The following is a 22,737-nucleotide window of genomic DNA, read 5'->3' as shown; positions in this document are numbered from 1 at the left end:
GGACAGAGATGCCGCTCGCGGCGCTGGATTTCGAGGCAACGTCCGCTGACCCGTTCACTGCACGGATTGTGTCTGCGTGTGTCCTGCGGGTCGACGGCGGGGACGTTCGGGCACGCAACTTTATTGCAGATCCGGGCGTCCCCATTCCGGCCGAGGCCAGCGCCATCCATGGCTTCACAGACGAGTACGTGCAAAAGCATGGGCGCCCGCATTGCGAGGTCGTCGCTGAGGTCAGTGCGGAAGTGCACGCCATCTTCGCCGAAGGGCGCGCGCTGTGCATCTACAACGCCTCCTACGACGCGTCGCTGCTCGCCATCCACGACCCAACGTTCACTGTCGGTGATGGGCTGATCGTGGACCCCTTCTGCCTCGACAAGATGTACGACCGATTCCGGAAGGGCTCCCGGAAGTTGTCCGCGGTGATGATCCACTACGGGATGCGCCTGGACGACGCGCACGACGCGGAAGCGGATGCGCTCGCCGCGGCCCGCCTGGCATGGAAACTGCCACGCGTCTACCCGCACCTCGCCACCTTCACCGCATCAGAACTGATGACCAGACAAGCCGACTGGTACCGCGAAGACGCCTACCGGTTCATCGACTACCTCCGCCGCAACGACCGCCCCACCGACGGGGTCCGCACCCAGTGGCCGATCCAACGCGACACGAAAGACCAAGCAGCATGAACACCCGCGTCACATATATCGACATAACACCCGTCCGCGCGCACCTCCAGCGCATCAACGATGCCGGCGTGCCCATGTTCCGCGTAGCGCGAGCTGCCGGAGTGTCCAACTCGCTCGCATGGCATGTCCTGCACCTGAGCAGGAAGAAGATCCGCTCCGACAACGCAGCCGCACTTACCGCAGTCACTGTCGAACAAGCACGGAACATCCACGTCAAAGCATCATATGTCGACGATGTCGTGTTGAGTCGACTTCTGGAAGGCGCTGACATTCGCGTGCCCGCCGTCGACAAGCCCGCATACGTGCGTGTTCTCAACGCTCGCGGCTGGTCCCGAAATCGCATCGGGCGAACCCTTAAAATGTCCGGCACCAGTGTCCGCAAAGCGTTGGCCGCATGACAAGCCACACAACAAACCCCACCCGACCGGTGCATCCAGTGCGATCCCGACGGCTACAGGTCGTCAGCGAAGTACGCAGCACGATACCGAAGCTGGGCATCAACCGTGCAGCCAAAATCCGCAGATCGCGAGCAGCGCGCGGCATCCCGAGCATGGTGCCCGCGGAACCGATAAGACAACATGTGCGGCATCTCATCGACATGGGCTTCACCTGCTTCAGCATTGCAGCCGCCGCAGGAGTGGGCTGGCGGACCGTACTCAGCATTGCCGACGGCGTCTACGCAGAAACGAAGATTGTCCAGGCATCCCGGATCATGGCCGTCACCTACCGCCCTGTCCCCGCCCAATCAGGGATGCGGGTGCCGGCGATCGGCACACGCAGGCGCCTTCACGCACTGCGAGCACTCGGTTGGCCCTATCAAGAAATCGCGAACCGGCTCGGCGTCACCAGGCAATCAGTCACCTCATACATGCTGTTCAACAGCGTCACCTACGAAACGTGGAAAGCGATCGGCGATGTCTACGAAGAACTGTCCGGCACGCCAGGACCATCGAAACGAACCCTGACGGCTGCTCGCCGCGAAAACCTTGCCCCACCCTTGGCGTGGGAGGACCGCGACATCGACAACCCAGACCACCAGCCCGTGACAGACGACAACGCTGGCGAAACAACCGCCGACGAGGTCCTATTGGGGCGGATACTGCGCGGCCAACACAAAGGCGGCATCCCGAAAGCCGAACGCATCGCCGTTCTCGATCACGCCGTTCAGCATGGCTGGAACCGGACCAGGGTCGCCAACACACTCAACCTCAGCCTCGACGCCGCCGACCAAGCCCTCGTCCGACACCGCCGCAAACTCCGCAAGCAGGACGCAGCATGACCCGATCCCGCCTCAAGAAGAAGCAGTACGAACTCAAACGCGGCCGCGGCATCCCCACCACCATGCCCGTCGAACTCGTCCGCAAACGCATCGACGAACTCCACGACCTCGGCCTCACCAACCTCATGATCGCCTACGCCGCAGGACTCGGAAAAGCCACCGTCAGCCACATCGAAAACCGCTCCACCCAATACACACTCGTCGACGTCGGCGCCCGCATATTCACCGTCACCCACCACCCGCACCCCAACCAGCCCACCGTCCTCGCCATCGGCGCCAGACGGCGAGTGCGAGCACTGAACGCTCTCGGCTGGCCCACCGACGAACTCGCCCACCGACTTGGGCAATCCAGCCGCAGCATCCTCAACATCGCCATCTCCAGCGACTACACCACCTACAACATGTGGTCCCGCATCCGCGACCTCTACAACGAACTGTCCGGCACCCCCGGCCCCAGCCAGCACAGCGTGAGACGCGCACACCGCCAAGGCGAGGTGCCGCCCCTCGCATGGGACGGCCGCGACATCGACCACCCACTCGCGCAACCCGACTGGGCGGCTGCCGGGATCAAACTCACCCAACGCCCCGTCTGCGCCAAAAACCACCGCTACACCCCAGCCAACACCTACATCGACACCCGCGGACACCGTCAATGCGTCACCTGCCGACGAGCAGCACACGCACGAGAACGCGCCCAACGACGCGTAGCGTAGCATTCATGCTGTAGTGTAGTGTTCACGCTACATCGCCTAGTTGATCAAGCGCCGCTCGACACTTCCCGGCAGTAAACGCAATTCGGGGCGTCCACCGCCAAGTAGGACGCCCCGATAAGCGAAGTACGCATTCCCGTGCGTACCGGCTGAAGTAGCCAAACCGGCTACCAGCAAAGCGGCCCTGGAGAGGGGGCCACAAATGACTATATCACGCAGACCTTGGTTCGAGGTAATGCGTCGCGACTCGCGAACGTGCCGGTCCCTCAGGGAAAGAGGCCCACTGTGAAAGCTGTATGGCTGTCGTCGACCTACTACCTCGATCCCGCCGTTGCGAGCCTGCCCCACGCCGACGCCGAGCGACTGTTCACCCGCGCTCTCGCCTACTGCGGCGCCGCAGAAACACGCGGTTTCGTGCCGAAAAGTGTGCTGAAAACGTTCGGAATTCGTGCGGTTTCCAAGCGAGTTTCGGAGCTGATTGATGCCGGAATTTGGCTCGAAACCGACACCGACGCAGACGGGCGAACCAACGCTGGCTACCGGTTCAAAGCATGGGCCAACTGGAACGGAACCGGCGATGACCTGCTAGAACGCCGCAAAGCAGACCGGGAACGGCAGCGTCGAGCACGCGAAAAGCGAGCCCAGCAAACCGACACCATGTCACGTGACACCTCACGTGACGTCACGCCCCCAGAGGAGAGTAGAGGAGAAGAGATAACTAACAGTCACGTTAGTAACTCATCTCTCGTAAGTGACGCGCGAAGCGCCGAAGCGGTGCGCAACGACGACATCGAAGCCGCAATCGAAAAGCCCGGCCCCGTAGTGCCAATCAACGGCCGACGCCTCGTCCGCGCACACATCCCCGCCGAACACCCGCCGGCCGTGCACAGCGAACTCGCCATCCAAGCCGCCGCCATGCTCAAAGCGGGCACGTCCCAAGCGGACATCGAAGCCGCGCTCGACCTCTGGCTCACCAAGCCCAACCTCGGCCCACGCGCGCTCCCCGCGCTCGTCAGCGAAATCATCCGCCGTAAAAGCGTGCCCGCGTCCCCATCAACCGCGAGCGCGCCGCAACTGGCCGCTTCTGATCGCAAGCGCGCCGAACAGGACGCCATCTTCGACGAAGTGCGCCGCCAAGCCGCCGCAGCCAGAGCGACACCCCAACAGTCGCCCCTCATGCAGGTCATCGACGCCGACCCCATCGACCCCAGCCAGAACTGGAGCGCCACAGCATGAACACCCCCAGCACCTACTACCTCGACGCCGCACAAGCCGTCGCAGACAACCTCCAAGCGTTCGACCTGTGGTTCCCGAAATTCGGCGCCGCCGCGGTCGCTGCCTGGGCTGCACACTTCGAAGCATCCGGGCTGTCCACCGAAGACCTCATCGACGGCGTCAACCACGCCCGCACACGACACATGAAGGTCGCGCAAGCACGAGCTGAATCACGGTCCGAGCCGGTCGAGCAGTTCCGGCCCACCCCGGACCTCATCGTTCAGCACGCCCACGCGGCCCGGCGGGAAGCGCTCGCGAATCTGCCGAAAGAGCGCGTCCAGGAGATGGAACTCGCCAACCACATCTTCCAAGAAATGGGTTTCCTGCCGCAGCAAGCTCACAAGCTGTCACGGGACATCGCCCTCGCCGTCGCACTCGGCCGGAAACCACGAACCGACCTCGAACCCGAACAGCTCGAAGAGTTCAAAACCAGGTTCACGCGACACAACCAAGCCGCATTGCAGTTCCGCGACCGCCGCCGCGAACTCGCCCAGCAAATCAGGATCGCCAACCTGTTCGCCATCGAAGCCAAGGACGCGTCGTGAACCGGGTAGACACCACCCACATCCTCGAACTCGTCGCCGAATACGACAACCGGGAGATCCACGCCGACCTCATCAGCGAATGGCATCACGCCATCGGACACCTCGCCAAAACCGTCGCGATCGAAGCCGTCAACATCCACCACAAAACGTCCGCCTACCGCATCACCCCCAACGCGCTCCTCGAAATCGCAGAACAAATCCAGCAACGACCCACCAGTCAACGACCAATGCGCCGAGCCATCATGCTCGCTTACCAGGTGAATGGGGCCATCAACTACCCATGCGACACCTGCGGAGCCAAACCGGGCGACACCTGCACCGCCAAAACCGGGCAAGAAGCCCACTGCCCCTGCGTCTCACGCCTCACCGGAAAGACCATCGCAGCATGAAAACCATTAACCGGACCATGGTCCGTATAGCTAACGAACGGTGTTCGACGCAGTTTCGCCCGACGTCCTTGTTTAAGGGCTTGATGGGTGCCGGGGGTGCGTCTCTGGTCGCGCGTGGCGTGTTCGTGGCTGTGCGTGGCGGCTGGGCGGCAGGAATCGGGGTGGCGGCGTGACTCGTACGGCTGAGCATCGCCCGGCTTCCCGTAGGCGCCGGTTCCGTCACGACGATCTTGTTGCGGTGGACTTGTTCTCCGGGTTCGGTGGTCTCACTCGGGGGATCGAGATGGCTGGGTTTACGACGATCATGGCCGCGAACCACAACTCGTACAAAGTTGAGGTTCATGAGGCCAACCACCCGGACGCTGAGCATTGGATCGCCGATCTTGTAGACCCGGAGTCCGCCGACTACCACTCGGCGCGGGACCTCCCGGCGGGGGATCTTCTCGTTGCTGGCGTCTCGTGCGTCAATCATTCGCAGGCGAACACGAAGAAGGCGTACGAGCAGGGGTTGTCGCTGTTCGACTTGGAGGACCCTGATTTCGATGCGCGGGTGACGCGTTCGGAACGGGATCGGGCGACGGCGAACTGTGTGCTGCACTACGCCGACCAGCATCGTCCGCGGCTGATCCTGGTCGAGTGCACCACTGAACTTGTGTCGTGGGGTCCTGCGATCCCCGGTAGGGCGAAAGTTGGTGATGGGTCGACGTATCGGTGGTGGTTGCGGCAGTTCGAGAACCTGGGCTACCGGTATCGGGAGTTGCGGCTCAACAGCATGTTTTTCGGTGTTCCGCAGTCGCGTGACCGTCTTTATGTCGTGTTCTGGGATCGGCGGCTGCCCACCCCGGACTTGGAGCATCGGCCGCCGACGTGGTGCGCTTCATGTGGCGACATAGTTGAAGCGGTGTGGTCGTGGAAGACCGGTGTGCCGCCGACCGGTTCGGTTCGTTACGGCAAGCAGTACAACTACAGGTGCCCGCGGTGCCGCCGAGAGGTGGTGCCGCCGATGACTCCGTCATTACATGCACTGGACCTCACCAACCTGGGTACCCGCATCGGTGACCGGAAGAAGCCTCTTGCGCCGGCCACGATGGCGCGGGCTGAGCGGTGCCGTCAGCGGTTCGCCGAGTTTCCCGCGGTGCTGATGCCCGCGAAGAGTGTGCATGGTTCGGAGCGGCATCCGTGGCAGCCGATGGCGACCCAAACCAGCCAACAGGAGACCGCGCTCCTGTCGACCGGCAGCGTGTTCGCCGCGCACCGTCACAACGGCGACGGCAAACACATTTCGCAACCGATGGACACTGTCACCTCCACGCACGAGAAGGCGATGCTGTTCGCTGCGGTGAACAACTTCCAGGGAGCCCCCCGCGGCGTGACCGAATCGCTGCCCACTCAGGGCGGTTCGGAGACGCTCAGCCTGGTCTCCTCCGGTGTGGTCCCGTTCCGCAAGAACACCCTGCCGACAACACACGCGGAAGCGATGCCGACCGTCACCTCCGAGCAGATCCCTGGCTTGCTCACCGCCGCCGGCGTGATCAAAAACAATGGCGCTATCGGTGAAGCGAAGTATCGCGCGCACCCGGTCAGCGACCCGTTCGGCACCATCGTCTCCTCGGCGTCGCAGTCCCTGTTGTTCGGTGGCTGGACCGACCCTGACGAGTACCGGTACATGCTCGCCGATATCACGCTTGAAGACTGCTACTTCCGGATGATGGGGCCGCATGAGGTTGGCCGCGGCTGTGGTTTCGATGTCGACTTCCCTGGCCACACTGGCGATTTCATCGTGTGGGGGAGTGCCCGCGATCAGGTTGATGGTTTCGGCAATGCCGTGTCGCCGTCGGTGGGCGCCTGGATCGGGTCACGGCTTCGCGCCGTGCTCCACCAAGGGGAGTTGGCGGCGTGATCTGGCTACTGCGATATGCGCATCCAAACATGGAAACGAAGAAAGGGCAGCTCAAGTGAGCGACAACGCAAAGAAGCCCCGCGACAACTACCCCGACGTGCACACGTGGCTGGCGGACCTGGAACACCCAGATTGCCGTGCCGACGCACACGGCGTGTGTACGGGAATGCACTGCACGACATGCGGGATCGCGACCTACACCGGGTTGGCGCCGTGCCCGAATGGATGTCACGACGACTGGTGGCCGAAGGCGGCAGCATGACCGAGCACATTGTGTCGTCGATCGAGGAATGGTTGGTGTGGGCCGCTGACCAGGACGAGCCACGCGCCCGTGTGATCGGTGACCTCGCCGACGAAATCCGGGTGCGCATGAGTGCGAACAAGCATGTGCCTGTGTGGCTGTCGGAAGACATCGCGTATTCCGGGTCCAGCAGTGGATGCGACTGCTGTCACGAGGTGAATCGCTGGCTGATCATCGAATGCGGTGACGACACGAAGCAGCTCGACTTCTCGTATGCGGACGTGCGGGAACGACTCGCGGACTGGCTTGATGAGCCGAGCCGGCGAGCGGAGGAAACCGCGAAGAGGGCGGCGCGGGAGCAGGCGCAGCGGGAGCAGTCCGCCGCGTTCGACCAAACAGTGTTGCGGCCGATCACGGACGCGATGCAGGAGCTGGAGACAGAAGGCGCCACGAATCCTGCTGTGTGGCATGACGCGTTGATGGATCGGCTCGGCATTGGAGGGTTCCGGTATGGACGCGGATGACGCACTGCAACAGCTGTTCGCGGGTTTGGGACGCCGCGCCGTCTACGCAACCGAGGACGGCGGGCTCTGCTTCTACTGGCCTGACACCGCGAATCAGCTGTCGATAGAAGCCGAGCCTGACGGCGCACTTTACATCCACGTGGCCGACGTCAACGTGGGCACGTTCTCAGCCATTTCCGTTCCAGCGGTAGTCGCAGAACCAAAGGAAGATCAGTGAACAAGACCGAGTTGAAGCAGAAGTTGTGGGCCGCGGTCGACGACCTCGAAGAAAACGAAGGCTTCGTGCTCGTCGCCACCGAAGACGAAATCCAGTTCACGCGGTTGAAGGCGGCGGGCTACTCAGACGCCTACCTCGATCTGGAGCCGTTGAACATCCCGTTGGAGCGTGCCAACAGGAACCGTTTGGCGCAGCACTGCGACGAACTGGTGAAGCGCGGCATGGCGTTGCACGCCGAGATCACCGAGCAGGAACAGCGCCTGGCGGACTTGAACGCGGCCATCGCCAATGCCTTGGGGCGGCACGCATGAACGACGAGTGCGAGGGCTGCGGCATCTACAAGCTGTACGGCGGCTACTGCGACACATGCGCGTGGATTGCGCGCGCCAAGCTCCAACGGGATGCGCTCAGTTTCGTTGCAGACGTGGCCTCGTTGGAATGCCTGGACACGATCATCTCGGCCCTCGACGCTGTTAACGCGCGGGTCGCACGCCTGGAGCTGAGGTAGGTGGCATGACCGGGGACGCATTGACTCGCTTGCTGGCGGGCCTGGACCAAGACGAACAACTCGCGCGGGCAGCGCTTGGCGTGGAACACGTGCACTACGACGGTACGGCCGCGTGCGTGGGCGAACGGTGCATCCACGACCGCCGCCATCCACCGGCCCGCGTCCTGCGGCAAGTGGAGGCGATACGGGAGAAGGTGACCGCCCCGTACCTCGCCGCAGTCGATGCCGTGGAGGCTACCGTTTCGGCTCGCCAGTACGCCGCGACCAGGTACACCCTGGCGGCCATGAGGCTCGACCACGACAGCGGCGACGACGAGCGGCAGACACAGGAGCGGCGGGCGCGAGAAGAGTTGTTGAGCGCTGAGGTTCAGCTCGCATCCGACGTGGCCACGAGGGACGCGTACGCCAGCGTGATTGAAGCCCTGGCCTCCATCTACACCGAGGACACGGCATGAACCCGGATAGCCGACGAGTCCGAGCCGAGGAAGAAGCCCGCGACCGTCGTCTGTGCGCCGAACAGGTCAACGACTACCGCGGACTCGGCGCGATAGTTCCCCGAGCGCTCATTGCTGAGGTAGACCGCTGTCGCAGCAGCATGGGTTTGCCGACCCTCGAAGACGCGATGAAAGCCGCCCTTGCGAAGTGTTCACGACGTGGCCCGAACCCGCAGCCGTCCGAGGACAGCACCGAAACTGGAGACGACTCATGACCACCCCCGTTTCGCTGTCCATCGCTAACGGCACTGTCATGTTCACCGATCGTCACGGCCGCGTCTACACCGCCGCTGATGTGGTCATCGAAGACGGCGACGTTGTTGGTGTGGAGATCATCTCGGCCCTGGGCGAGTACGCGACCGTGACCCGCGACGGTGAGGAGGTGGGTCGGTACCCGCTGCGCGACGCCGCCGGATGGCACCTCACCGATATGGAGGGGATCACCGTGCCGCGGAATCCGTTCCTGCCGCCCGTCTTGCAGATGCCGGTAGATGGCGGAGCGACTGCGCGAACACTTTGGTCGTTGTGGTATCCCGTCGACGAGACGGAGAAGCCGTGAGCGGATTGCCCAACGAAGTGCGCGCATTTCTCCAGCAGATTGCGGGGACCGAAAGCCTTGAACGGCTGAACCGGGAGGCGGATCTCTGGGCGAACTCGGGCGATCTGAACGAGGGATGGATCGCGGGACTTCGGGTGGAGGCCAGAGAGCTGCTGATCAAGTTCGATGGTGACGAAGTGGAGAAGCAGTGAGCGACGAGGGCTGGGAAGCCAGGATGGCCGCGCGTGCACGGCAGCGCGCGACTGCGGGAGAAGCGCGCCCGGCCTGCGCCCCTCACGTTCCTAACCGCACGCCGTACACGCATGACCAGTTGTGGGCGTTGGTTGACCGCTGGTACGACCAGGCGGACGGCGACATGAGCCCTGTTGCTGCGACGATTCGGCGGTGCGCGGACGAACTTATTGAACTGTTGGGGCCGCGCGCGTACGCCGACAGCGAATGGCAGTTCAAGATTCCCGCCCGCGAACTGACCGAAGCCGAAATCGAACACGCACAACGCGTTCTTTGGGATCGTCGCTGAAATTTCCGGCTATACAGCGCTCGGATAATGGGTGTAAGCGGCATTCGCCGGACGGTCCCCTTGGGAGAAGACCACACCGTAATGACAGACACCACGATCGTCGGGAACACGACAGCGCCAGTGGAATTGCGTTTCACGCCCGGCGGGAAAGCCGTCGCCAACTTCACCGTTGCAAGAACAAACCGGTACCTCGACAAGAACACGAACGAGTGGAAAGACGGCGACACACTGTTCCTCCGCTGCACACTGTGGGGACAGCCAGCCGAAAACCTCGCCGAATCCAACCTCCCGCAAGGCACACGCGTCATCGTCACCGGCAAACTCGAACAGCGATCCTTTGAAACCCGTGAAGGGGAGAAGCGGACCGTCATCGAACTGAAAGTCGACGAGATCGGCCCCTCGGTGAAAGGCGCAACCGTCGCCGTCACAAAGACCAACGGCAACGGTGGTGGCCGCGGCAACGACGAGCCGTGGGGAGCGTCGAAAGGCTCATCCAACTTCCGCGACGACGAAGCGCCTTTCTAGATGAACGCTGACGACATCCGCCGCGAAGCCATCGAACGGATCGCGCGAGCAAGGTTCGCCCGCGGTGTCGGCCGCAACGGTCGCACCTGGGACGAACTGCCCGACTGGGCCGTAACATATTTGGCATCCGCAGCAGAGGACGTCGACGCTCTCGGTGACTTGCTGGCGACCAGCGCCGAGTGGGGCTACCACTGCGGTCACTGTGACAGCGCCGACCCCTGCGACGCCGGCGAACCGTGCACATACTCCGGCGAAGAAGCCGTCATCCGGAAGATTCACTCAGGCTGCCCCGTCATGCGACGCTACGTCACCGGCTGGCAGGTAATCGAGCGTTCAGGAAACCCGCCTGTTCCGTGCGGCACGGAAACCAGCAATAACCCGAACACGCAGGAGGATGCCGCGTGACCGGCCGCGACATCGTTGACGAAATCGACGCGTTGATCACCACCCAACTCGACGCCGGCGAACCCGAAACCGGATACGACTACGACGACCCCACATACCCGCAATGCCCGCACCCGTGGTGCTCCGAAACCTGGCATGGGCTCGCCATCACCCAACGCATGCGGGAAATGCGATGGCGTGGGGTCATCGACGGCGACTACAGGTATGACGAAGACGACTCAACCATCCTGTGCCCAGGATCGCTGTTCGAGGGTGAATTCCAGCCACCGATACCAGAACCGATCATCCGGCACTGGGTTCGGAACTATGACGGTGACCTTGTCCCGTGGACGGAACTGACCGAAGCGCAAGCCCTGCGGACGATACTCGCCTGGTCGAACCCGTTCCTGCCAGACATCAGCGACCAGGTCGACGGAATCCTCTCGCCGCTGACTGCACTCGAACAGTTGCCGCCGCGGTGGTGGCGGTGCGACGACATCAGCGAACTGGAAGTCACGCTGACCAGCACAGACGAAACCGACGACTTCACCGCGCCGACGCGAATCATCCGCCGCCACCACACATTGACCGTCAACGGCGAACGTATCGAACTCGTCGACGACCCCAACGAACAGTTCGGGACATGCGTGCAGTATGGGTTCGAACCGGACAGCCGCACGTGGGTTGAAGCGCACTGCCGCAACCGGCCCCGAGTCGGCGACTGGTATGCGAGAGACGAACAGCCGGAACCGGTCGCGGAGGAAACGTCAGGTGACGGTTACGCGCGCACCTCGACCACTGAGCGGGTCGGCGGACCGATCGAGGGACCGCCGCCGTTCGTCGCCAGTGACTCGATCCCGTTCGTTGTCAACGCTGGTGAAGCCCAACTGTTCACCGCGGGCAACTGGCAGCCGTTGGGGTTCATCCGCGACGTCGAACTTAGTCCAGACCCAGCCCTCATCGAAGCCTGGGGACCAGACACCACGGAGGACGCAGCGTGACGAGGATTGTTTCCACGGTCCCGGAATGGGATGCGTTCATCCACGACGCCAACGAGCACGGTGTCGTCGCGCACGCAGGCGGCCCGATCCTCGACCTGCTCCGCTACTGGGCCGACACCACAGATCCCATCGAACTCGTCGCCACCATTCGCCCCAACGACGAGGTTGCCCGACCGATCGTGTACTCGCTCGACATCAAAACCAGCGAGCGGACACTCAACTGGAGCGCCATCGACGGGCCGTTGACATGGCGGGAAGTCGACACGTGCGGCATGTTCGCTGGGCGCCTCACTTGGCGCGATCCGTACTGGCCGCGGGAGATGCGCGAAACCAGCTACAGGCTGCATATGGCCGTCGCCGACACAGGAGCCGCAGCGTGAAAGCGAACATCCTCACCACCAAACAGCGTTGCGCCGACAACTGCCACAGCACGTGGCGATACGAGCACGGCGCCTCACAACCCGGCGGCCCATTCCCAGGAACCATGGCCGACCCCGGCGACGTCCGACGCTGCGAACACGGCAAGTACTGGAAATACCGCTACACCAGCACAGGCGCGTTCTTCAACAAGTTCGACCGCTGGGAACGCCTGTCGTGGCTCTGGACTCCCGTCGACATGTGCCGCGCGTGGCGAGCACTCAACCAGGAGGCCACTGATGCCGACTAAGAAGAAGCTGCGGAAACAGTTGCGTGCCGCCGAGAAGGACGCTGCACGGTACGAACGGCTGTACCTGAAGGTCGAGAACGACCGGTTCCATGACCTAATGGTCCGCAGAGCGGTTTCCGACAATTTCGAGGAACTTTCCCGAGCCGCCAGGAAGCTCGCGGAATGGTTCGACGGCTGCAACTGCCAACACCCTGAATCGCTGCTGGTTCGGCTTCAGGCCGTGCGTGAGCTGCTGAACATCGAAACCCCCGACTGGTCGCACGTCCCACACGCCTGCCGCGACACACCCGCCCCCGCGCCGAAGCCCGCTGTGCTCAACGCTTGACTGTCATTTCTGTCAGCCTCCACGCCTAGGATGTGGTCAAGCCTGCGCGCCACTGCTATCGGAGAGGTTGTCATGACCCAGATATCGACCGTGGAACAGCTCAACGAGTTCACCCGATCCCGCGTGTCCCGCGCAACGATCACCGGCGAACTCGCCACCCGAATCAACAGCACAGTCGGCTTCGGAGCTGCCGCACTCCCCATCACCTACGAACGGAAAGAACACCGCGACTCCAACGGCACGGTGATCGCAGTAACCGAAGTCCACTGGGTGCACTTCGGAAGCAGCCGGATCGACCTCGACCAGATCCGGGGGAAGTTGGGCATCGAGTAGCCAGCTGTCACTGGAGTGTGCCGCCCCAATGCTCGCGGTTGTGCGCCTCGATCCGGGTGCGGCACTCTCCACACAACAAGCCACCAGGACCAGCGGGCCGTTCGTCGCAGATACTGCACAGCTTCGGGTCATCGCTCATAACCGGATCGTAACCAGCCGTGCCGACAACCCTGGCGTGGCATCATCCGCGGATGAAGATCAGCGACCACCGCGCCCAATACGACCGCATCGACGTCAGCAGACACGTCGAACGGCTCGGGCCGCCACCACCACGCATCCGCGAAAGCATCATCGCCACCTTCGTCGCCTACTACCGGCAACACCCCGACCGCATACCAGGCGCCCGAACTGATTAACCATCAACGCCGGCGACCGGCTACAGTCTGTCGGTCAGTAACCACCATGTGCGGTTCGACGATTACCCTGAAGTGAGCCCCGGACCACCATCCCCCTGCGGTCCGGGGCTCACTCGTTGTTTACCGGCCGCGACCACCTCATCAAATGATCTTGCGGCCAGCCTGAAACGCCTCACGCGACGTCCACTCCTCCCGGGCAACCACCCGAGCCAACATGCGGCGCGTCAACCGCAACCACTCCGCCACATCATCATCCGACAAAACATCCAACACCAGCGTCCGCACAATCGCCTCATGCACCGGGATCGCAGCCTCATACGCCGCCCAACCTGCCGCGGTCAACACCGCCTCCTTCGCGCGCTTATCCGGCACGCCCGATGTTCGCTTCACCAGGCCGCGACGCTCCAACCCATCCAACCGGCATGTTAGTCGCGACCGTGAAGAATCCACCCCGAACGCCAACGCGGACAGGCCGAGCCGATGCTGTGGCTGGTCAGCCAACTCATGGAGGATGCGGAACTCGATGTGAGTCAACCCGCACTCGTGCCGAAGCTGGGCGTTCACCGCATACCTGAGATGTGCTGATAGCGACACGAAAGCCGCCCATGCCTGTTGCCGCACATCGCTGCCGGGATCGTTGTCGTGCATCGCGCCACCCTCATCGTTCCGTCCCTTTCATCCACTTTCGCGAATCCTTGGCGCGTTCGCAGCAAATTAATGGAAATCGGATGATGCATCAATGATTCGAGCAGTCGCTGTCAAGCAGCCACTGGGCGGTCACCAACCACCCTACATACCGCCCAGGCGCGCGCACTCCGCGCAATACCGTTCACCAACATGCGTGACCACACCCCAACTGTCGATCCCCGCGGAAGTGGTCATCGTCGCCGCACCACACAGCGCGACCAAGCAGTCGGGATGGTCACTGAGGTGGTAGAACCACATGCCGCTGCGACCCTCGACGAGCTTCACGACGACACCCCCTCCTGCTGCACGTGCCGAGCGGCGGCGATCAACGCGGCAGCAAGCGACAACGCATGCTCAGGATTCGCGAACGGATTGCTCACCGAGTCAAGCGCCAACCGGCCATCCGACCTGCGATGCACAACACGCGCGAAGTCGTCGCGGCTCACAACCGGCCAAGTGTGTTGCCCGGCGCCGTCGACCACCATGTCCGGCAGCTTCACCAACGCGAAACCGCCATCAATGATGCGCTGAGCAGCCTCCTCAGAGTCGTAACGCCGCATCTTCAGATCCCACTGACCGCCCAGAGTCTTCTGATCTGCCTCCAACGCCGCCCACGCATGCGGGTCGATCAACCGTGCAAGATCCTGCTTATCCATCTCTCAGTCCTCGTTCCATGCCTGCGCCTCGTTCCATGCCTGCGTCAAATACTTGTTCGCCTCTGAAATGATCTCGTCGACAATCGGCCCGCTGCCACGCGCGAGACGTCCGCCCTTATCGAGCCGTACGCCCGACTCAACCAACTGCTCGCGGGTCAGCATCATCCGCCCGCGACCACCCGCCATCAAACCCTCCGCCGTCGTGAACGCAAACGAACCATCGTCGTAGACTGCGAGTAGCGTGCTGCGGCCGGACAGAAGCGCGGTCGCATGCAAGCGGGTGAGTCTCGGCGGGCGAACAGACCGCACAGACCGCTTAGCATCAGCGTCCATCTCGTTTCTCCTGTTCCTGTTGGTGTTTCGGTTTCCGCTCGTACTGCTTGCCCGACGGCTTCGGCTGCGCAGCATTCGAACTGCGCAACGCTTGCCGGCGACGCCACCCAACCAAATCCGGGCGCTCAGGCTCAGTTGGTGTCGTCATCTGTGGCGACCAGTGCCGATGTAGAAGGCAGCGAACCGGTCCTCGTCGTCAAGGTCAGCGAGCGTGAACTTTCCGTTCCAGTAGCCTTCCCGGCCGCTTGGCGCGACGACCACGCTGCCCGCGTCGGAGGGGGCATCAAACCCTGACTCGTACCCGTCCACGATGATCGGGGTCTCGTCGGGCACGTCGGCGAGCAACGCCCGCAGCTGTCTCGCGTTCATTCGGTTTCCTCGGTTTTATAGTGTTTTGCGGTTGTGGGTCGTGCAGGGTTTGAACCTGCGTCGTCCGCGGGGTAATCGCCATTCCCGCGCGCTCTACCACTGAGCTAACGACCCTGGTCCGTCAGTAGAAGCTGCTCGACAACCAGCACATAGCTATCTCGCGCTTCCCTCCATCCTGCTGATCGAAGGATTCGTCGAGTCCGCTGAAGACGTATCGGCCGACCCAAAGCAGGCCGCCACGCGAGTCGAACTCGGCCCGGATCTCGACATTCCCTCGGTTGTAGTAGGTCACAGGGTGGCCGTTCGGTCGCTCAGACTCAGTGACGTCCCAATCGAACTGCTGCGCGTAGTGGTCCAGCCACAGTTTCGCCGACATGGCCGTTTCTCCTTTCGAGGCTTGGGGGTTGTGGTGGCTGGTTCGCGGGGACGTCGTTGTCGCCCTCTACACGCCGTTGTGCAGGAACCAGCCAGCCACCATTCGGGGAGCTCTAGCGGTCAGGGCACTTGTGCGGGAGTCGGGCCAACTGGAAGTACCGGGTCGCGCCGGTCTCCGGGTCGGTGTAGCGGGGTCCGATGCAGTTCTGGACATCGCACAAGTACCACTTGCCCTTCTTGGACTGCTTCCAGGACAACCTGTCGTCGCCGCAGTGCTTGCAGGTGGCGAAAGTGAACACTTCGGCGGCGTTGTTGTACGGGCCGGAGAGCGTGGGGTGTTCCATGTCCGTCTCCTCGTCTTCGCGGTGGGTGGCTGAGTTGCCAACGCGGTCCGCACCTTTCGGTGCGGGCCACGCAAGCGGCTCAGGCTTACGCCGCGAGCTGTGTCCGTTCGGCGTCTCGGGCAACTTTCGTCGCGAAGAACCACAGCGTGTAGTAGGCGTCGCGGGCGGCGAACGAAACGCCCATCAGTTCGCCGTTCAACCGGTAGTCCTGAAGTTCACGCTCCCGCCACTCGAACACGAGATCGTCGCAACGCCCGATGAAACGGTTGAGGTAGGCGTGTGGCCCGAGGGCGCGACCTTCCTGTTCGATGTCGGCGATGACCTGGTTCGCGCGCGCCCTCAGCTCGGGGGCGAACTGGTCGATCATTTCGAAAACCTGGGCGAGCATGGTCATCTCCTTCGGGATGGTGTGGCGGGTCGGGGTGGTGGCTAGCCGGTTTTGTTGCGCCGAGTGCTGGAGGCCGGTCCCTCCGCCCGTGTGGGCTGCCCCGCTAGCTTCTTCGCATTTCCTGTCCTCCTGGGTTGTTCGGGCGATGACTCAACCATACACGGCGTGTACGGTGAACGCAATAGCGTCTAGTCAACACTACGCAACGTCACGCGGAAGCCTCGCCCGCATCCGAAACCACCCCACCCATACGCCGGAACCTGGATGCACCCGCCGCCGTCAGTCACCCGACGGCGGATGCTCCGGAAGCGTCGCCAGGATGTCCCCCAACAGGACGCTCAACCCCGGATCGTGATGCGTGCGCCCCGTCTTCGCGTTACGGACCACATACTCAGTGCCCCGCCTGTGCGCACCCACCAGCACAGCCAAAACCCGCATCGACTGGTTGTACAAAGCGCCCTTCGACAAGCCGGTTCTTTCGGCCAGTTCTTCCGCGTACTTCGCCGTGAACGGGTCCTGCGTGAATGTCAAACGCCGGTCCGCGCCACGACGATTCGACTCCGTCACGTGCCGCTCCGTTTCAGTAGTTGAAGCCGACGATGCGGGCTGCGTGTGAGCGGGACCGATACGGCAGTTCCCGCAACCCGATTCCGCGGGCCTGGATGTAGCGGGGTGGGGGAGAAGTGGGCCATTCGGATGCCAACGGTTCGGGGCTGGTGACGGCGTAGGCGCCGATTCCTTCGCGCCGGCGCACGGTTTCGTCGTGGTGTGCGTGCGCCCAGTGCAGGGCGTGTGCGGCGAGGTCGTGGAGCCAGTGTGGATGCGTTATGGATGCAGTCATAGGTGTGACGGTAACGGTAGCGTCGACAACACGCAACAGTGTTCTGTCGACACGCATCCGTGACCGACTAATTCGAGGCAATCCCTTGTGTAGCGAGGAAACTACGACGTAGTGTGAACGCAAAGAAGAAACCGGCTGGCACCGGACACACGAAAGGCCCCCAATGCGCGACTACGAGTGGATCCCCGTCATCCACGAAGCCTGCAACGGCCAAGGCTGCCGCGAATGCGTCGACGGCGAGCTGACCGTCCGCGTCAACGTCGAGGAGTACACGGCATGAACATCACCCAGCAGGTCCGCGAGCTGTTCCGCAACCACGACGACCGCATCAAGGGCCGCATCGGCTCCGATTCGCTGTTCACCAACCGCTGCGACGACTGCGGCGACCACGCCACCGTCCTCACCGAAACCATCACCGAACACGCCCGCGGCGCCGAACGAGAGGGCGGCATCTACTGCCTGTACTGCGCCATCGGAGCTATCGACTGGCTGTCCTGCGGCGACGCCGACCAGATCACGGTCACCGTTCCCGCGTCGCTCCTCGTCAGCGTGTCCATCCTCACCACCGACCTCGCAGCCTAGGAGAGCACCCGATCATGCGCACCATCACCGAAGCCCAGGTCCGCGAAGCACTCGGACTGCCCGCTGACAAGCACCTCGTCGAAGTCGAAATCGACTACGACGGCAGCGACTTCAAGCACAGCGAATGCTGCGTCGGCAAGGATCTCCCCGCCGCCGTGCACGTCGACTACAACGGCATCAGCTACGACGACACCTACGACCGCCCCGGCTGGATCGGTGTGCAGCAGGAAGCGTTCTCGTGGCAGCACGCCCCCGAACACCTCGCCGACATCCTCTCCGAGATCCAGGCGTTCAGCCACGACGACAACTACCTGTTCAAAGTCGTCGTCAACGGCTGGTACCTGCGATACGCGCTCCAGGATGCGGCATGAGCGCCTACTACGACCACGGTCCGCTGGACACCTACGAGATCGTCTGGACTTGGGGGCATGTCGAGCGCATCCAAGCGCACCAGGTGTTGCTGCCGCCCGATGACAGCTTCCCGTTCAAGCTCGGCGAGGGCGTGTGCGGCTCGACGGAGACGGTGACCAAGCCCCGTCGCGGGTGGGCGTTCCACGGCGAGATCGATGGCCGCTGGAGGCTGCTGCTGTCCGCGCGGGCCGAGGACATCCGCTCGGTTCGCAACGTCACACACACCACCGACGACCTGGGCGGTGCGTCATGAGCACGACTGCCGCGACACAGCGCATGACCGGCGACGAGTACATGCAGCTCTTGCAACAGCGGGCCGACGAATGGCTCGCCGCCAACTCGACCGCCGCCATCCGGCCGAAGTACCCGCCGCTGCTCACCTGGTTCATCCGCGACGGCGACGAGGAGCTGGTCGACCCCGCGATCCTGGCCGCGCCCGAGCCTCAGCCGAAACCGGTTCGCCAGCCTCGCTACTACCGCCCCGCGTCGCACTGGCGGGACCGGATCGCCGCCCTTGAAGCTCAGATGGCGCCGCTCACTGAACCGCTGATCAACGATCGCGCGGCGGCTGGCGGTGTGGCTCTGGGCCGCAAGCGCACCGCGAAGATTCAGGCTCGCGAGGACAGCCGCCTGGCTCGGTACGTCGAGCTGCGGAAACAGTTGGAGCACGCGCAGTCCATGTTGCGCGCCGCCGAGAAGCGTGAGGCGACCACCCAAGGTGATGCGGCATGAACGCCCGCCGCGAGTCCCGCTCGTTTTGGTGGGCGTACCTCCTGCTCGCCCTGATCGTCGCCCTCATCCCCGCCTGGTTCCTGCTGATGCTCGCCGTCGCCGGAACCATCACCGCCTAACCACCGCAAAGGACACACGATGAGACTCCCCGCTGACTGGACCGCCGAACGCGCCTCAGGATGGTCCGAAATCCATCACCTCACCCACGAACCGTGCGGATTCCGAACCGGCATGGCCTACGACCTGTGGGGCTCCGGCCCGTTCGGTGAAGCCGCCGCCCGCCAGGTCGTCTACGGCCACACCTGCGACAACGAGGACTGAACAGCAACCATGAGCTTCATCCCCGGCCGAATATGGGAGCCACCTGCCGCGATCTGTGACGGCTGCGGTGAACGACTCTTCCCATACGACGATCTGGTGGTCTTGGCGTACGTCCTCGACGAGCGCGCCGAACCAGTCCGCGACAACCCCCGCCACTACCACCTGCATTGCGCAGCCACACAACACATCCAGGACCAGCCATGACCGACCGCAACGACACCATCCTGTACGCGATCCGGCTCCCCAACGGGCGGCTCGCCAACGACATCCTCCACGAGGAGCGTGTCGGCGGCGCGCACGCAGAACTGCCCGACGGCCGATACGCGTACCTGTGGAGCGACGAGAGGTACGCGCGCGAAACGCTCGCCAACATCGCTGGCGTGGTGAAACGGTTCGGGCTCACCGACCTGTTCAACCGACACGCTGACGTTGTGCGGGTGCGGCTCTCCTACGAAATCCTCGACGACGAGATCGTGGAAGCCGAAGTCGAAGGACTCAGTGAGCCGCGCACGTGGAAGACGGCCCAGGAAGTCCCGTACGAGGTACGCGTGTCGCCCGTAAACGGTGACAAGGGCTTCCAGTGGATGCGCGACGACTTCGACAGCAAGCAGTTCCACCAGTTCTACAACGGCAACTACGACGGCTACACCGCGACGGTGTCACTCACCGAGTCCTGGCCCGACGGGTTCGTGGAGGTGCTGCCGTGAGCGATCAGATCACCGCACGGTGCGACACCTGCGGCGGCGTAATCCGGTGGATCGACTGCCCGACCGGCGGCTGGTGGTCCCACGAAATCCACCCCGCCGACGAGCACGACGCCACCACCACAGTGGAAGTCGAAGAAGACATGGACGCACAAGGCTGGCTGCACACCGTAGGCGTGCGAGGTGACCAATCATGACCTCACCGAAGCCAAACGCCCTGCGCGTTTGGTACGTGCCGGACCCGCGCCGCAACCCGCTGCCCAGCTTCTACCAACAACTGATCCCCAACCTTGCTGTCGCCGTGAACCTCATCGACGCATTCCAGGACTTCGCTGACCACCTCGCGGCACGCGGGCATGAAGACCTTGCCCGTTGGGGTGTCGAACGCTACGAACCCGACGGCGCCGGCGGTCACGACTGGTTCACCGTCGACACCCACGAGTTGAACGAGATACGAGCGGTTCTCGCGTCGCTCGCCGCATAAGCCTCGCACGCTGACCGCGGCGACCCACTTTCGTTTCGCGTCGACGGCAGCGCAAGAGGAGGAGCGCGGCGTCCGAGATCGAACACCACATCTCTCGGGCGCCGCCCCTACCAAGACCACCAACACCGAAAGAACGCCATGAGCACACCCGCCGAAGACGTCGGACTCGACATCACCCTCGCCGTCATCCACGGCATGACCAGCATGAGCAACGCCACCAACGCGGCGCTCATCGACTCCCTCAAACCGGATGCCGACCGCTACCGGGTGCTCGCCGCTGCGGTCCGCGACTTCGCCGACCGAACCGACAGCCGCCGCACCGCCACCGCGCTGTACAAGCTGGTCGCCCGCATCGAAGACCTGACACCAGAGCAGGCCGCAGACACAGCACACAACCTCAACCACTTCAACCCCGACTACCCGCGCGTCGACATCGACGCCGAATGGAACTACTGATGTCCCACAACATTCCGCTCATGCGTCGCGTGTACGAGCAGATCACGCAACACCCCGACCGGCACGACCAAGGCAAGTGGCGGCGGTGTGTCGCCGGTTGGGCGATCGAACTGCACGGCGAATACGGGTTCCTCCGCGACAGCGGTGTCCGTGACTGCTTCCAGGTGATCGACTTCCGCACCGGGAAGGTCGAAGACACCGAAGACGTCGCCGCCCGCATTCTCGGGCTGATGGCAGAGGAAGCCTCCGGTCTGTTCGCAAGCAACAACCGTGACGTCGTCGCCTGGCTGGAAGACATTCTCGTCGCCCACGACATGCGCGAATTCGACCTGATCGCTGCCGGTTTCACGGAGGACGACTGGCCCATCGGCGAGGTGACCGCATGAACGCCGGGATCGTAAGCGGCGACTGGGCTGTGCACGTCCAGGGCATGGATGACGTGCTGCCCGCGCTCAACCGCGCCGATGCGCTGATGCGCGCGCACCAGGTGAACAGCACACAGCTGTGGCTCGACGGCCGCGGGAGCGCCGAGTCGGGCTACATGCTTCGGCCGGTCGCCTGGGCAGTGCCGATTCAGTCCGACGTTATCGCTGGTTACACGACTGATCAGGTCGAGCAGGCATGGAAGGAATGGGAGTCGTGAGCGTCTTCGGTTACGCCTCCCGCGCGTATGAGGAGTTGGAAGACCTCGCCGAGCAGTTGGATTACGCGCCGCTCGATCAGCGTGAAGCCGCCCTGAAACGGTACCTGGAGGGGTTGAACGCTCTCACCGCACTCCGCGGCAACACCCAAGACCGTCAACCGAGCAAGATCACCCGCTTGCCGCAACGACCGAGACCAGCGACTCAGCCTGTCAAGGTGCGGCCGTACCTGACTCAACCCGAAACCAACACTTGGAGAATCGCGTGAACCTGCCCCTGCTCGCCGCCGAAACCGCCTGCACCAACGAGAACCCCTGGGTGGGTTTGATCGGTGGCGCCATGCTGCTCGTCTTCTTCGGGTTCATGGCCTGGCTCATGTTCGGCCGGTGAGGGAGGGCCAGCGTTGATCAAGACGGAGACCGGTGTGACAGTCGAGTTCCATGTCGAGCCGCAGACACCGAACGGCAACCGGTACGCGTCGCTCGTCATCGACGACCACGGGCGCCGCATCGCGGTCGCGCTCGACCAAAACGAGATGCGCACACTGATCGGTGACGCCGTCCAAGCATGGTTCGAGACCGGGCAACCAGATGATCGCTGGCAGCCGCAAAAACCGTAACTAGCAGCAGATTCCGTGAACAGGGGCAGGCCGAAAGGCTTGCCCCTTCCGCATGTCCAGCCGCATTGCCAATTAGTAGCGTGCACGCTACGCTAACGTGTAGACACAACGCTAGGAGACGCAAAGATGCAGCACCCTCGCACAACACAGTGGGTTGCCCGCCTGTTCGGCGCACTCACCGCAATCCCCCTCGTCCTCGCCGGCGCTCTCGCCGCCCCGTTGATCGCGGTGTTCAAGCGTTGAAGCGGGCGAACCCGTTCGAGGGCGCGAAATGCCGCAGCGAAGAAGCCCAACAGTGGATGCGTGACAACCGCGGCGCGTCCCAATGGGACTTCAGCGTCGAAGGCGAAACCAAA

50 protein-coding genes and 1 tRNA gene are annotated in these 22,737 nt (G+C 63.3%); 39 read left to right on the top strand and 12 right to left on the bottom strand.

Features of this window, described 5'->3' with window-relative positions; all coding sequences use genetic code 11:
• The first annotated feature begins 8 nt into the window (after positions 1-8).
• The 23 genes from NNI01S_RS28340 to NNI01S_RS28235 all read left to right on the top strand — a co-directional run bounded on the left by NNI01S_RS28340 (position 9) and on the right by NNI01S_RS28235 (position 13,082).
• The gene (locus NNI01S_RS28340; RefSeq protein ID WP_063023725.1) at positions 9-686 is read left to right on the top strand and encodes an exonuclease domain-containing protein; all 678 of its coding nucleotides are present in this window, start codon (positions 9-11) and stop codon (positions 684-686) included.
• Complete coding sequence (locus tag NNI01S_RS34845; protein WP_157115028.1) at positions 683-1,084, top strand: hypothetical protein; 402 nt, start codon at positions 683-685, stop codon at positions 1,082-1,084. Before NNI01S_RS28340 ends, NNI01S_RS34845 begins: the two co-directional genes overlap by 4 nt.
• A complete protein-coding gene (locus NNI01S_RS28335; protein WP_157115027.1) occupies positions 1,081-1,965 on the top strand; it encodes a hypothetical protein in 885 nt (294 codons plus the stop codon). Before NNI01S_RS34845 ends, NNI01S_RS28335 begins: the two co-directional genes overlap by 4 nt.
• Positions 1,962-2,678 (top strand): hypothetical protein, encoded by a 717-nt coding sequence (locus tag NNI01S_RS28330; RefSeq protein ID WP_063023721.1) that lies wholly within the window; start codon positions 1,962-1,964, stop codon positions 2,676-2,678. The genes NNI01S_RS28335 and NNI01S_RS28330 overlap by 4 nt, the downstream gene beginning before the upstream one ends.
• A 282-nt stretch (positions 2,679-2,960) precedes the next feature.
• Positions 2,961-3,911: a hypothetical protein gene (locus tag NNI01S_RS34840; protein WP_157115026.1), complete on the top strand. Its 951-nt coding sequence runs from the start codon at positions 2,961-2,963 to the stop codon at positions 3,909-3,911.
• Positions 3,908-4,495, top strand: a complete 588-nt coding sequence (locus NNI01S_RS28320) for a hypothetical protein (RefSeq protein ID WP_063023717.1) — start codon at positions 3,908-3,910, stop codon at positions 4,493-4,495. Before NNI01S_RS34840 ends, NNI01S_RS28320 begins: the two co-directional genes overlap by 4 nt.
• Positions 4,492-4,884 (top strand): hypothetical protein, encoded by a 393-nt coding sequence (locus NNI01S_RS28315; protein ID WP_063023715.1) that lies wholly within the window; start codon positions 4,492-4,494, stop codon positions 4,882-4,884. The genes NNI01S_RS28320 and NNI01S_RS28315 overlap by 4 nt, the downstream gene beginning before the upstream one ends.
• A gap of 169 nt (positions 4,885-5,053) precedes the next feature.
• Positions 5,054-6,784, top strand: coding sequence for a DNA cytosine methyltransferase (locus tag NNI01S_RS28310; protein WP_063023713.1), 1,731 nt, complete (start codon positions 5,054-5,056; stop codon positions 6,782-6,784).
• A 240-nt stretch (positions 6,785-7,024) separates the two neighbouring features.
• Positions 7,025-7,549 carry a hypothetical protein gene (locus NNI01S_RS28305; protein ID WP_157115025.1) on the top strand — a complete coding sequence of 175 codons (525 nt, stop codon included), beginning with the start codon at positions 7,025-7,027 and terminating at the stop codon, positions 7,547-7,549.
• Complete coding sequence (locus NNI01S_RS28300; protein ID WP_063023709.1) at positions 7,536-7,766, top strand: hypothetical protein; 231 nt, start codon at positions 7,536-7,538, stop codon at positions 7,764-7,766. The genes NNI01S_RS28305 and NNI01S_RS28300 overlap by 14 nt, the downstream gene beginning before the upstream one ends.
• A complete protein-coding gene (locus NNI01S_RS28295) occupies positions 7,763-8,077 on the top strand; it encodes a hypothetical protein (RefSeq protein WP_063023707.1) in 315 nt (104 codons plus the stop codon). The genes NNI01S_RS28300 and NNI01S_RS28295 overlap by 4 nt, the downstream gene beginning before the upstream one ends.
• The gene (locus tag NNI01S_RS28290; RefSeq protein WP_063023705.1) at positions 8,074-8,274 is read left to right on the top strand and encodes a hypothetical protein; all 201 of its coding nucleotides are present in this window, start codon (positions 8,074-8,076) and stop codon (positions 8,272-8,274) included. Before NNI01S_RS28295 ends, NNI01S_RS28290 begins: the two co-directional genes overlap by 4 nt.
• A 5-nt stretch (positions 8,275-8,279) precedes the next feature.
• Positions 8,280-8,729, top strand: coding sequence for a hypothetical protein (locus NNI01S_RS28285; RefSeq protein ID WP_063023703.1), 450 nt, complete (start codon positions 8,280-8,282; stop codon positions 8,727-8,729).
• 250 nt (positions 8,730-8,979) lie between these two features.
• A complete protein-coding gene (locus tag NNI01S_RS28280; protein ID WP_063023701.1) occupies positions 8,980-9,327 on the top strand; it encodes a hypothetical protein in 348 nt (115 codons plus the stop codon).
• The gene (locus NNI01S_RS28275) at positions 9,324-9,518 is read left to right on the top strand and encodes a hypothetical protein (RefSeq protein WP_063023699.1); all 195 of its coding nucleotides are present in this window, start codon (positions 9,324-9,326) and stop codon (positions 9,516-9,518) included. Before NNI01S_RS28280 ends, NNI01S_RS28275 begins: the two co-directional genes overlap by 4 nt.
• The gene (locus NNI01S_RS28270) at positions 9,515-9,847 is read left to right on the top strand and encodes a hypothetical protein (protein WP_063023697.1); all 333 of its coding nucleotides are present in this window, start codon (positions 9,515-9,517) and stop codon (positions 9,845-9,847) included. Before NNI01S_RS28275 ends, NNI01S_RS28270 begins: the two co-directional genes overlap by 4 nt.
• Before the next feature lie 81 nt (positions 9,848-9,928).
• Positions 9,929-10,372, top strand: coding sequence for a single-stranded DNA-binding protein (ssb, locus tag NNI01S_RS28265; RefSeq protein WP_063023695.1), 444 nt, complete (start codon positions 9,929-9,931; stop codon positions 10,370-10,372).
• The gene (locus tag NNI01S_RS28260; protein WP_063023693.1) at positions 10,373-10,777 is read left to right on the top strand and encodes a hypothetical protein; all 405 of its coding nucleotides are present in this window, start codon (positions 10,373-10,375) and stop codon (positions 10,775-10,777) included.
• On the top strand, positions 10,774-11,757 hold the full coding sequence (locus NNI01S_RS28255) for a hypothetical protein (RefSeq protein WP_063023690.1): 984 nt from the start codon (positions 10,774-10,776) through the stop codon (positions 11,755-11,757). Before NNI01S_RS28260 ends, NNI01S_RS28255 begins: the two co-directional genes overlap by 4 nt.
• A complete protein-coding gene (locus NNI01S_RS28250) occupies positions 11,754-12,137 on the top strand; it encodes a hypothetical protein (RefSeq protein ID WP_063023688.1) in 384 nt (127 codons plus the stop codon). The genes NNI01S_RS28255 and NNI01S_RS28250 overlap by 4 nt, the downstream gene beginning before the upstream one ends.
• Positions 12,134-12,424 (top strand): hypothetical protein, encoded by a 291-nt coding sequence (locus tag NNI01S_RS28245; RefSeq protein ID WP_063023686.1) that lies wholly within the window; start codon positions 12,134-12,136, stop codon positions 12,422-12,424. The genes NNI01S_RS28250 and NNI01S_RS28245 overlap by 4 nt, the downstream gene beginning before the upstream one ends.
• Positions 12,414-12,749, top strand: a complete 336-nt coding sequence (locus NNI01S_RS28240) for a hypothetical protein (RefSeq protein WP_063023684.1) — start codon at positions 12,414-12,416, stop codon at positions 12,747-12,749. Before NNI01S_RS28245 ends, NNI01S_RS28240 begins: the two co-directional genes overlap by 11 nt.
• A 72-nt stretch (positions 12,750-12,821) precedes the next feature.
• Complete coding sequence (locus NNI01S_RS28235) at positions 12,822-13,082, top strand: hypothetical protein (RefSeq protein ID WP_063023682.1); 261 nt, start codon at positions 12,822-12,824, stop codon at positions 13,080-13,082.
• A gap of 7 nt (positions 13,083-13,089) precedes the next feature.
• Here the strand turns inward: NNI01S_RS28235 and NNI01S_RS36405 are convergent, their stop codons facing one another.
• Positions 13,090-13,221 (bottom strand): hypothetical protein, encoded by a 132-nt coding sequence (locus NNI01S_RS36405; protein ID WP_281180697.1) that lies wholly within the window; start codon positions 13,219-13,221, stop codon positions 13,090-13,092.
• 52 nt (positions 13,222-13,273) lie between these two features.
• Between NNI01S_RS36405 and NNI01S_RS34835 the strand changes: the two genes are divergently transcribed.
• Positions 13,274-13,438, top strand: a complete 165-nt coding sequence (locus NNI01S_RS34835; RefSeq protein ID WP_157115024.1) for a hypothetical protein — start codon at positions 13,274-13,276, stop codon at positions 13,436-13,438.
• A 141-nt stretch (positions 13,439-13,579) separates the two neighbouring features.
• Here NNI01S_RS34835 and NNI01S_RS28230 read toward each other — a convergent pair whose 3' ends face one another.
• From NNI01S_RS28230 to NNI01S_RS28180, 11 genes are all read right to left on the bottom strand, one after another.
• Positions 13,580-14,086: a MarR family winged helix-turn-helix transcriptional regulator gene (locus tag NNI01S_RS28230; RefSeq protein WP_063023681.1), complete on the bottom strand. Its 507-nt coding sequence runs from the start codon at positions 14,084-14,086 to the stop codon at positions 13,580-13,582.
• A 141-nt stretch (positions 14,087-14,227) separates the two neighbouring features.
• Positions 14,228-14,410 (bottom strand): hypothetical protein, encoded by a 183-nt coding sequence (locus tag NNI01S_RS28225; protein WP_063023680.1) that lies wholly within the window; start codon positions 14,408-14,410, stop codon positions 14,228-14,230.
• Entirely contained in the window at positions 14,407-14,781 is a 375-nt protein-coding gene (locus NNI01S_RS28220) for a hypothetical protein (RefSeq protein ID WP_063023679.1), read from the bottom strand. Before NNI01S_RS28220 ends, NNI01S_RS28225 begins: the two co-directional genes overlap by 4 nt.
• A 3-nt stretch (positions 14,782-14,784) precedes the next feature.
• On the bottom strand, positions 14,785-15,057 hold the full coding sequence (locus tag NNI01S_RS28215; protein WP_157115023.1) for a hypothetical protein: 273 nt from the start codon (positions 15,055-15,057) through the stop codon (positions 14,785-14,787).
• A 201-nt stretch (positions 15,058-15,258) separates the two neighbouring features.
• On the bottom strand, positions 15,259-15,483 hold the full coding sequence (locus NNI01S_RS28210) for a hypothetical protein (RefSeq protein WP_063023675.1): 225 nt from the start codon (positions 15,481-15,483) through the stop codon (positions 15,259-15,261).
• A 34-nt stretch (positions 15,484-15,517) separates the two neighbouring features.
• Positions 15,518-15,597 (bottom strand) — tRNA-Asn (locus NNI01S_RS28205).
• Between the two features lie 7 nt (positions 15,598-15,604).
• Positions 15,605-15,859, bottom strand: coding sequence for a hypothetical protein (locus tag NNI01S_RS28200; protein ID WP_063023673.1), 255 nt, complete (start codon positions 15,857-15,859; stop codon positions 15,605-15,607).
• Between the two features lie 112 nt (positions 15,860-15,971).
• Positions 15,972-16,202, bottom strand: coding sequence for a hypothetical protein (locus tag NNI01S_RS28195; protein WP_063023671.1), 231 nt, complete (start codon positions 16,200-16,202; stop codon positions 15,972-15,974).
• A gap of 85 nt (positions 16,203-16,287) precedes the next feature.
• Entirely contained in the window at positions 16,288-16,590 is a 303-nt protein-coding gene (locus NNI01S_RS28190; protein ID WP_157115022.1) for a hypothetical protein, read from the bottom strand.
• 279 nt (positions 16,591-16,869) lie between these two features.
• Entirely contained in the window at positions 16,870-17,157 is a 288-nt protein-coding gene (locus NNI01S_RS28185) for a hypothetical protein (RefSeq protein WP_157115021.1), read from the bottom strand.
• A gap of 13 nt (positions 17,158-17,170) precedes the next feature.
• Complete coding sequence (locus NNI01S_RS28180) at positions 17,171-17,431, bottom strand: hypothetical protein (RefSeq protein WP_063023665.1); 261 nt, start codon at positions 17,429-17,431, stop codon at positions 17,171-17,173.
• A 276-nt stretch (positions 17,432-17,707) separates the two neighbouring features.
• On the opposite strand from NNI01S_RS28180, the gene NNI01S_RS28175 reads away from it, so the two are divergent.
• The 15 genes from NNI01S_RS28175 (at position 17,708) to NNI01S_RS28115 (ending at position 22,381) form a co-directional block, all read left to right on the top strand.
• Positions 17,708-18,013 carry a hypothetical protein gene (locus NNI01S_RS28175; RefSeq protein ID WP_063023663.1) on the top strand — a complete coding sequence of 102 codons (306 nt, stop codon included), beginning with the start codon at positions 17,708-17,710 and terminating at the stop codon, positions 18,011-18,013.
• A gap of 14 nt (positions 18,014-18,027) precedes the next feature.
• Entirely contained in the window at positions 18,028-18,384 is a 357-nt protein-coding gene (locus NNI01S_RS28170) for a hypothetical protein (RefSeq protein WP_063023661.1), read from the top strand.
• On the top strand, positions 18,381-18,677 hold the full coding sequence (locus NNI01S_RS28165; RefSeq protein WP_063023659.1) for a hypothetical protein: 297 nt from the start codon (positions 18,381-18,383) through the stop codon (positions 18,675-18,677). The genes NNI01S_RS28170 and NNI01S_RS28165 overlap by 4 nt, the downstream gene beginning before the upstream one ends.
• Positions 18,678-18,700: 23 nt before the next feature.
• Entirely contained in the window at positions 18,701-19,156 is a 456-nt protein-coding gene (locus tag NNI01S_RS28160) for a hypothetical protein (RefSeq protein ID WP_157115020.1), read from the top strand.
• Complete coding sequence (locus NNI01S_RS36400; protein ID WP_281180696.1) at positions 19,153-19,275, top strand: hypothetical protein; 123 nt, start codon at positions 19,153-19,155, stop codon at positions 19,273-19,275. The genes NNI01S_RS28160 and NNI01S_RS36400 overlap by 4 nt, the downstream gene beginning before the upstream one ends.
• A gap of 19 nt (positions 19,276-19,294) precedes the next feature.
• Complete coding sequence (locus tag NNI01S_RS28155; protein ID WP_063023655.1) at positions 19,295-19,477, top strand: hypothetical protein; 183 nt, start codon at positions 19,295-19,297, stop codon at positions 19,475-19,477.
• 200 nt (positions 19,478-19,677) lie between these two features.
• Positions 19,678-20,184 (top strand): hypothetical protein, encoded by a 507-nt coding sequence (locus NNI01S_RS28150; RefSeq protein ID WP_063023653.1) that lies wholly within the window; start codon positions 19,678-19,680, stop codon positions 20,182-20,184.
• A complete protein-coding gene (locus NNI01S_RS28145) occupies positions 20,181-20,378 on the top strand; it encodes a hypothetical protein (protein ID WP_063023651.1) in 198 nt (65 codons plus the stop codon). The genes NNI01S_RS28150 and NNI01S_RS28145 overlap by 4 nt, the downstream gene beginning before the upstream one ends.
• Positions 20,375-20,665, top strand: a complete 291-nt coding sequence (locus tag NNI01S_RS28140; RefSeq protein WP_157115019.1) for a hypothetical protein — start codon at positions 20,375-20,377, stop codon at positions 20,663-20,665. The genes NNI01S_RS28145 and NNI01S_RS28140 overlap by 4 nt, the downstream gene beginning before the upstream one ends.
• Before the next feature lie 138 nt (positions 20,666-20,803).
• Positions 20,804-21,121, top strand: a complete 318-nt coding sequence (locus NNI01S_RS28135) for a hypothetical protein (protein ID WP_063023647.1) — start codon at positions 20,804-20,806, stop codon at positions 21,119-21,121.
• Positions 21,121-21,507 carry a hypothetical protein gene (locus tag NNI01S_RS28130; RefSeq protein WP_063023645.1) on the top strand — a complete coding sequence of 129 codons (387 nt, stop codon included), beginning with the start codon at positions 21,121-21,123 and terminating at the stop codon, positions 21,505-21,507. Before NNI01S_RS28135 ends, NNI01S_RS28130 begins: the two co-directional genes overlap by 1 nt.
• The gene (locus tag NNI01S_RS28125; RefSeq protein WP_063023643.1) at positions 21,504-21,764 is read left to right on the top strand and encodes a hypothetical protein; all 261 of its coding nucleotides are present in this window, start codon (positions 21,504-21,506) and stop codon (positions 21,762-21,764) included. Before NNI01S_RS28130 ends, NNI01S_RS28125 begins: the two co-directional genes overlap by 4 nt.
• The gene (locus NNI01S_RS28120) at positions 21,761-22,030 is read left to right on the top strand and encodes a hypothetical protein (protein ID WP_157115018.1); all 270 of its coding nucleotides are present in this window, start codon (positions 21,761-21,763) and stop codon (positions 22,028-22,030) included. The genes NNI01S_RS28125 and NNI01S_RS28120 overlap by 4 nt, the downstream gene beginning before the upstream one ends.
• Complete coding sequence (locus tag NNI01S_RS36395) at positions 22,027-22,152, top strand: hypothetical protein (RefSeq protein ID WP_281180695.1); 126 nt, start codon at positions 22,027-22,029, stop codon at positions 22,150-22,152. The genes NNI01S_RS28120 and NNI01S_RS36395 overlap by 4 nt, the downstream gene beginning before the upstream one ends.
• Positions 22,153-22,186: 34 nt before the next feature.
• Complete coding sequence (locus NNI01S_RS28115; protein ID WP_157115017.1) at positions 22,187-22,381, top strand: hypothetical protein; 195 nt, start codon at positions 22,187-22,189, stop codon at positions 22,379-22,381.
• Positions 22,382-22,737: the final 356 nt, after the last annotated feature.

Source organism: Nocardia niwae NBRC 108934 = DSM 45340 (genome assembly GCF_001613465.1).
Taxonomy (GTDB): Bacteria; Actinomycetota; Actinomycetes; order Mycobacteriales; family Mycobacteriaceae; genus Nocardia; species Nocardia niwae.
The sequence above is the reverse complement of the archived record's forward strand: the minus strand, read 5'-3'. Positions and strand labels throughout refer to the sequence as shown.

What these genes read in the sequence shown, in the direction of transcription:
- NNI01S_RS28175 (WP_063023663.1), top strand. Translation starts at nt 17,708, where the DNA reads ATGAACATCACCCAGCAGGTCCGCGAGCTGTTCCGCAACCACGACGAC.
- NNI01S_RS28240 (WP_063023684.1), top strand. Translation starts at nt 12,414, where the DNA reads ATGCCGACTAAGAAGAAGCTGCGGAAACAGTTGCGTGCCGCCGAGAAG.
- NNI01S_RS36405 (WP_281180697.1), bottom strand. Translation starts at nt 13,221, where the DNA reads ATGAGCGATGACCCGAAGCTGTGCAGTATCTGCGACGAACGGCCCGCT.
- NNI01S_RS28190 (WP_157115022.1), bottom strand. Translation starts at nt 16,590, where the DNA reads ATGCTCGCCCAGGTTTTCGAAATGATCGACCAGTTCGCCCCCGAGCTG.
- NNI01S_RS28200 (WP_063023673.1), bottom strand. Translation starts at nt 15,859, where the DNA reads ATGTCGGCGAAACTGTGGCTGGACCACTACGCGCAGCAGTTCGATTGG.
- NNI01S_RS28150 (WP_063023653.1), top strand. Translation starts at nt 19,678, where the DNA reads ATGACCGACCGCAACGACACCATCCTGTACGCGATCCGGCTCCCCAAC.
- NNI01S_RS28130 (WP_063023645.1), top strand. Translation starts at nt 21,121, where the DNA reads ATGTCCCACAACATTCCGCTCATGCGTCGCGTGTACGAGCAGATCACG.
- NNI01S_RS28260 (WP_063023693.1), top strand. Translation starts at nt 10,373, where the DNA reads ATGAACGCTGACGACATCCGCCGCGAAGCCATCGAACGGATCGCGCGA.
- NNI01S_RS28210 (WP_063023675.1), bottom strand. Translation starts at nt 15,483, where the DNA reads ATGAACGCGAGACAGCTGCGGGCGTTGCTCGCCGACGTGCCCGACGAG.
- ssb (WP_063023695.1), top strand. Translation starts at nt 9,929, where the DNA reads ATGACAGACACCACGATCGTCGGGAACACGACAGCGCCAGTGGAATTG.
- NNI01S_RS28235 (WP_063023682.1), top strand. Translation starts at nt 12,822, where the DNA reads ATGACCCAGATATCGACCGTGGAACAGCTCAACGAGTTCACCCGATCC.
- NNI01S_RS28135 (WP_063023647.1), top strand. Translation starts at nt 20,804, where the DNA reads ATGAGCACACCCGCCGAAGACGTCGGACTCGACATCACCCTCGCCGTC.
- NNI01S_RS28220 (WP_063023679.1), bottom strand. Translation starts at nt 14,781, where the DNA reads ATGGATAAGCAGGATCTTGCACGGTTGATCGACCCGCATGCGTGGGCG.
- NNI01S_RS28300 (WP_063023709.1), top strand. Translation starts at nt 7,536, where the DNA reads ATGGACGCGGATGACGCACTGCAACAGCTGTTCGCGGGTTTGGGACGC.
- NNI01S_RS28340 (WP_063023725.1), top strand. Translation starts at nt 9, where the DNA reads ATGCCGCTCGCGGCGCTGGATTTCGAGGCAACGTCCGCTGACCCGTTC.
- NNI01S_RS28280 (WP_063023701.1), top strand. Translation starts at nt 8,980, where the DNA reads ATGACCACCCCCGTTTCGCTGTCCATCGCTAACGGCACTGTCATGTTC.
- NNI01S_RS28160 (WP_157115020.1), top strand. Translation starts at nt 18,701, where the DNA reads ATGACCGGCGACGAGTACATGCAGCTCTTGCAACAGCGGGCCGACGAA.
- NNI01S_RS28125 (WP_063023643.1), top strand. Translation starts at nt 21,504, where the DNA reads ATGAACGCCGGGATCGTAAGCGGCGACTGGGCTGTGCACGTCCAGGGC.
- NNI01S_RS34835 (WP_157115024.1), top strand. Translation starts at nt 13,274, where the DNA reads ATGAAGATCAGCGACCACCGCGCCCAATACGACCGCATCGACGTCAGC.
- NNI01S_RS28170 (WP_063023661.1), top strand. Translation starts at nt 18,028, where the DNA reads ATGCGCACCATCACCGAAGCCCAGGTCCGCGAAGCACTCGGACTGCCC.
- NNI01S_RS28335 (WP_157115027.1), top strand. Translation starts at nt 1,081, where the DNA reads ATGACAAGCCACACAACAAACCCCACCCGACCGGTGCATCCAGTGCGA.
- NNI01S_RS28290 (WP_063023705.1), top strand. Translation starts at nt 8,074, where the DNA reads ATGAACGACGAGTGCGAGGGCTGCGGCATCTACAAGCTGTACGGCGGC.
- NNI01S_RS28285 (WP_063023703.1), top strand. Translation starts at nt 8,280, where the DNA reads ATGACCGGGGACGCATTGACTCGCTTGCTGGCGGGCCTGGACCAAGAC.
- NNI01S_RS28180 (WP_063023665.1), bottom strand. Translation starts at nt 17,431, where the DNA reads ATGACTGCATCCATAACGCATCCACACTGGCTCCACGACCTCGCCGCA.
- NNI01S_RS28320 (WP_063023717.1), top strand. Translation starts at nt 3,908, where the DNA reads ATGAACACCCCCAGCACCTACTACCTCGACGCCGCACAAGCCGTCGCA.
- NNI01S_RS36400 (WP_281180696.1), top strand. Translation starts at nt 19,153, where the DNA reads ATGAACGCCCGCCGCGAGTCCCGCTCGTTTTGGTGGGCGTACCTCCTG.
- NNI01S_RS28195 (WP_063023671.1), bottom strand. Translation starts at nt 16,202, where the DNA reads ATGGAACACCCCACGCTCTCCGGCCCGTACAACAACGCCGCCGAAGTG.
- NNI01S_RS28230 (WP_063023681.1), bottom strand. Translation starts at nt 14,086, where the DNA reads ATGCACGACAACGATCCCGGCAGCGATGTGCGGCAACAGGCATGGGCG.
- NNI01S_RS34845 (WP_157115028.1), top strand. Translation starts at nt 683, where the DNA reads ATGAACACCCGCGTCACATATATCGACATAACACCCGTCCGCGCGCAC.
- NNI01S_RS28330 (WP_063023721.1), top strand. Translation starts at nt 1,962, where the DNA reads ATGACCCGATCCCGCCTCAAGAAGAAGCAGTACGAACTCAAACGCGGC.
- NNI01S_RS28165 (WP_063023659.1), top strand. Translation starts at nt 18,381, where the DNA reads ATGAGCGCCTACTACGACCACGGTCCGCTGGACACCTACGAGATCGTC.
- NNI01S_RS28155 (WP_063023655.1), top strand. Translation starts at nt 19,295, where the DNA reads ATGAGACTCCCCGCTGACTGGACCGCCGAACGCGCCTCAGGATGGTCC.
- NNI01S_RS28140 (WP_157115019.1), top strand. Translation starts at nt 20,375, where the DNA reads ATGACCTCACCGAAGCCAAACGCCCTGCGCGTTTGGTACGTGCCGGAC.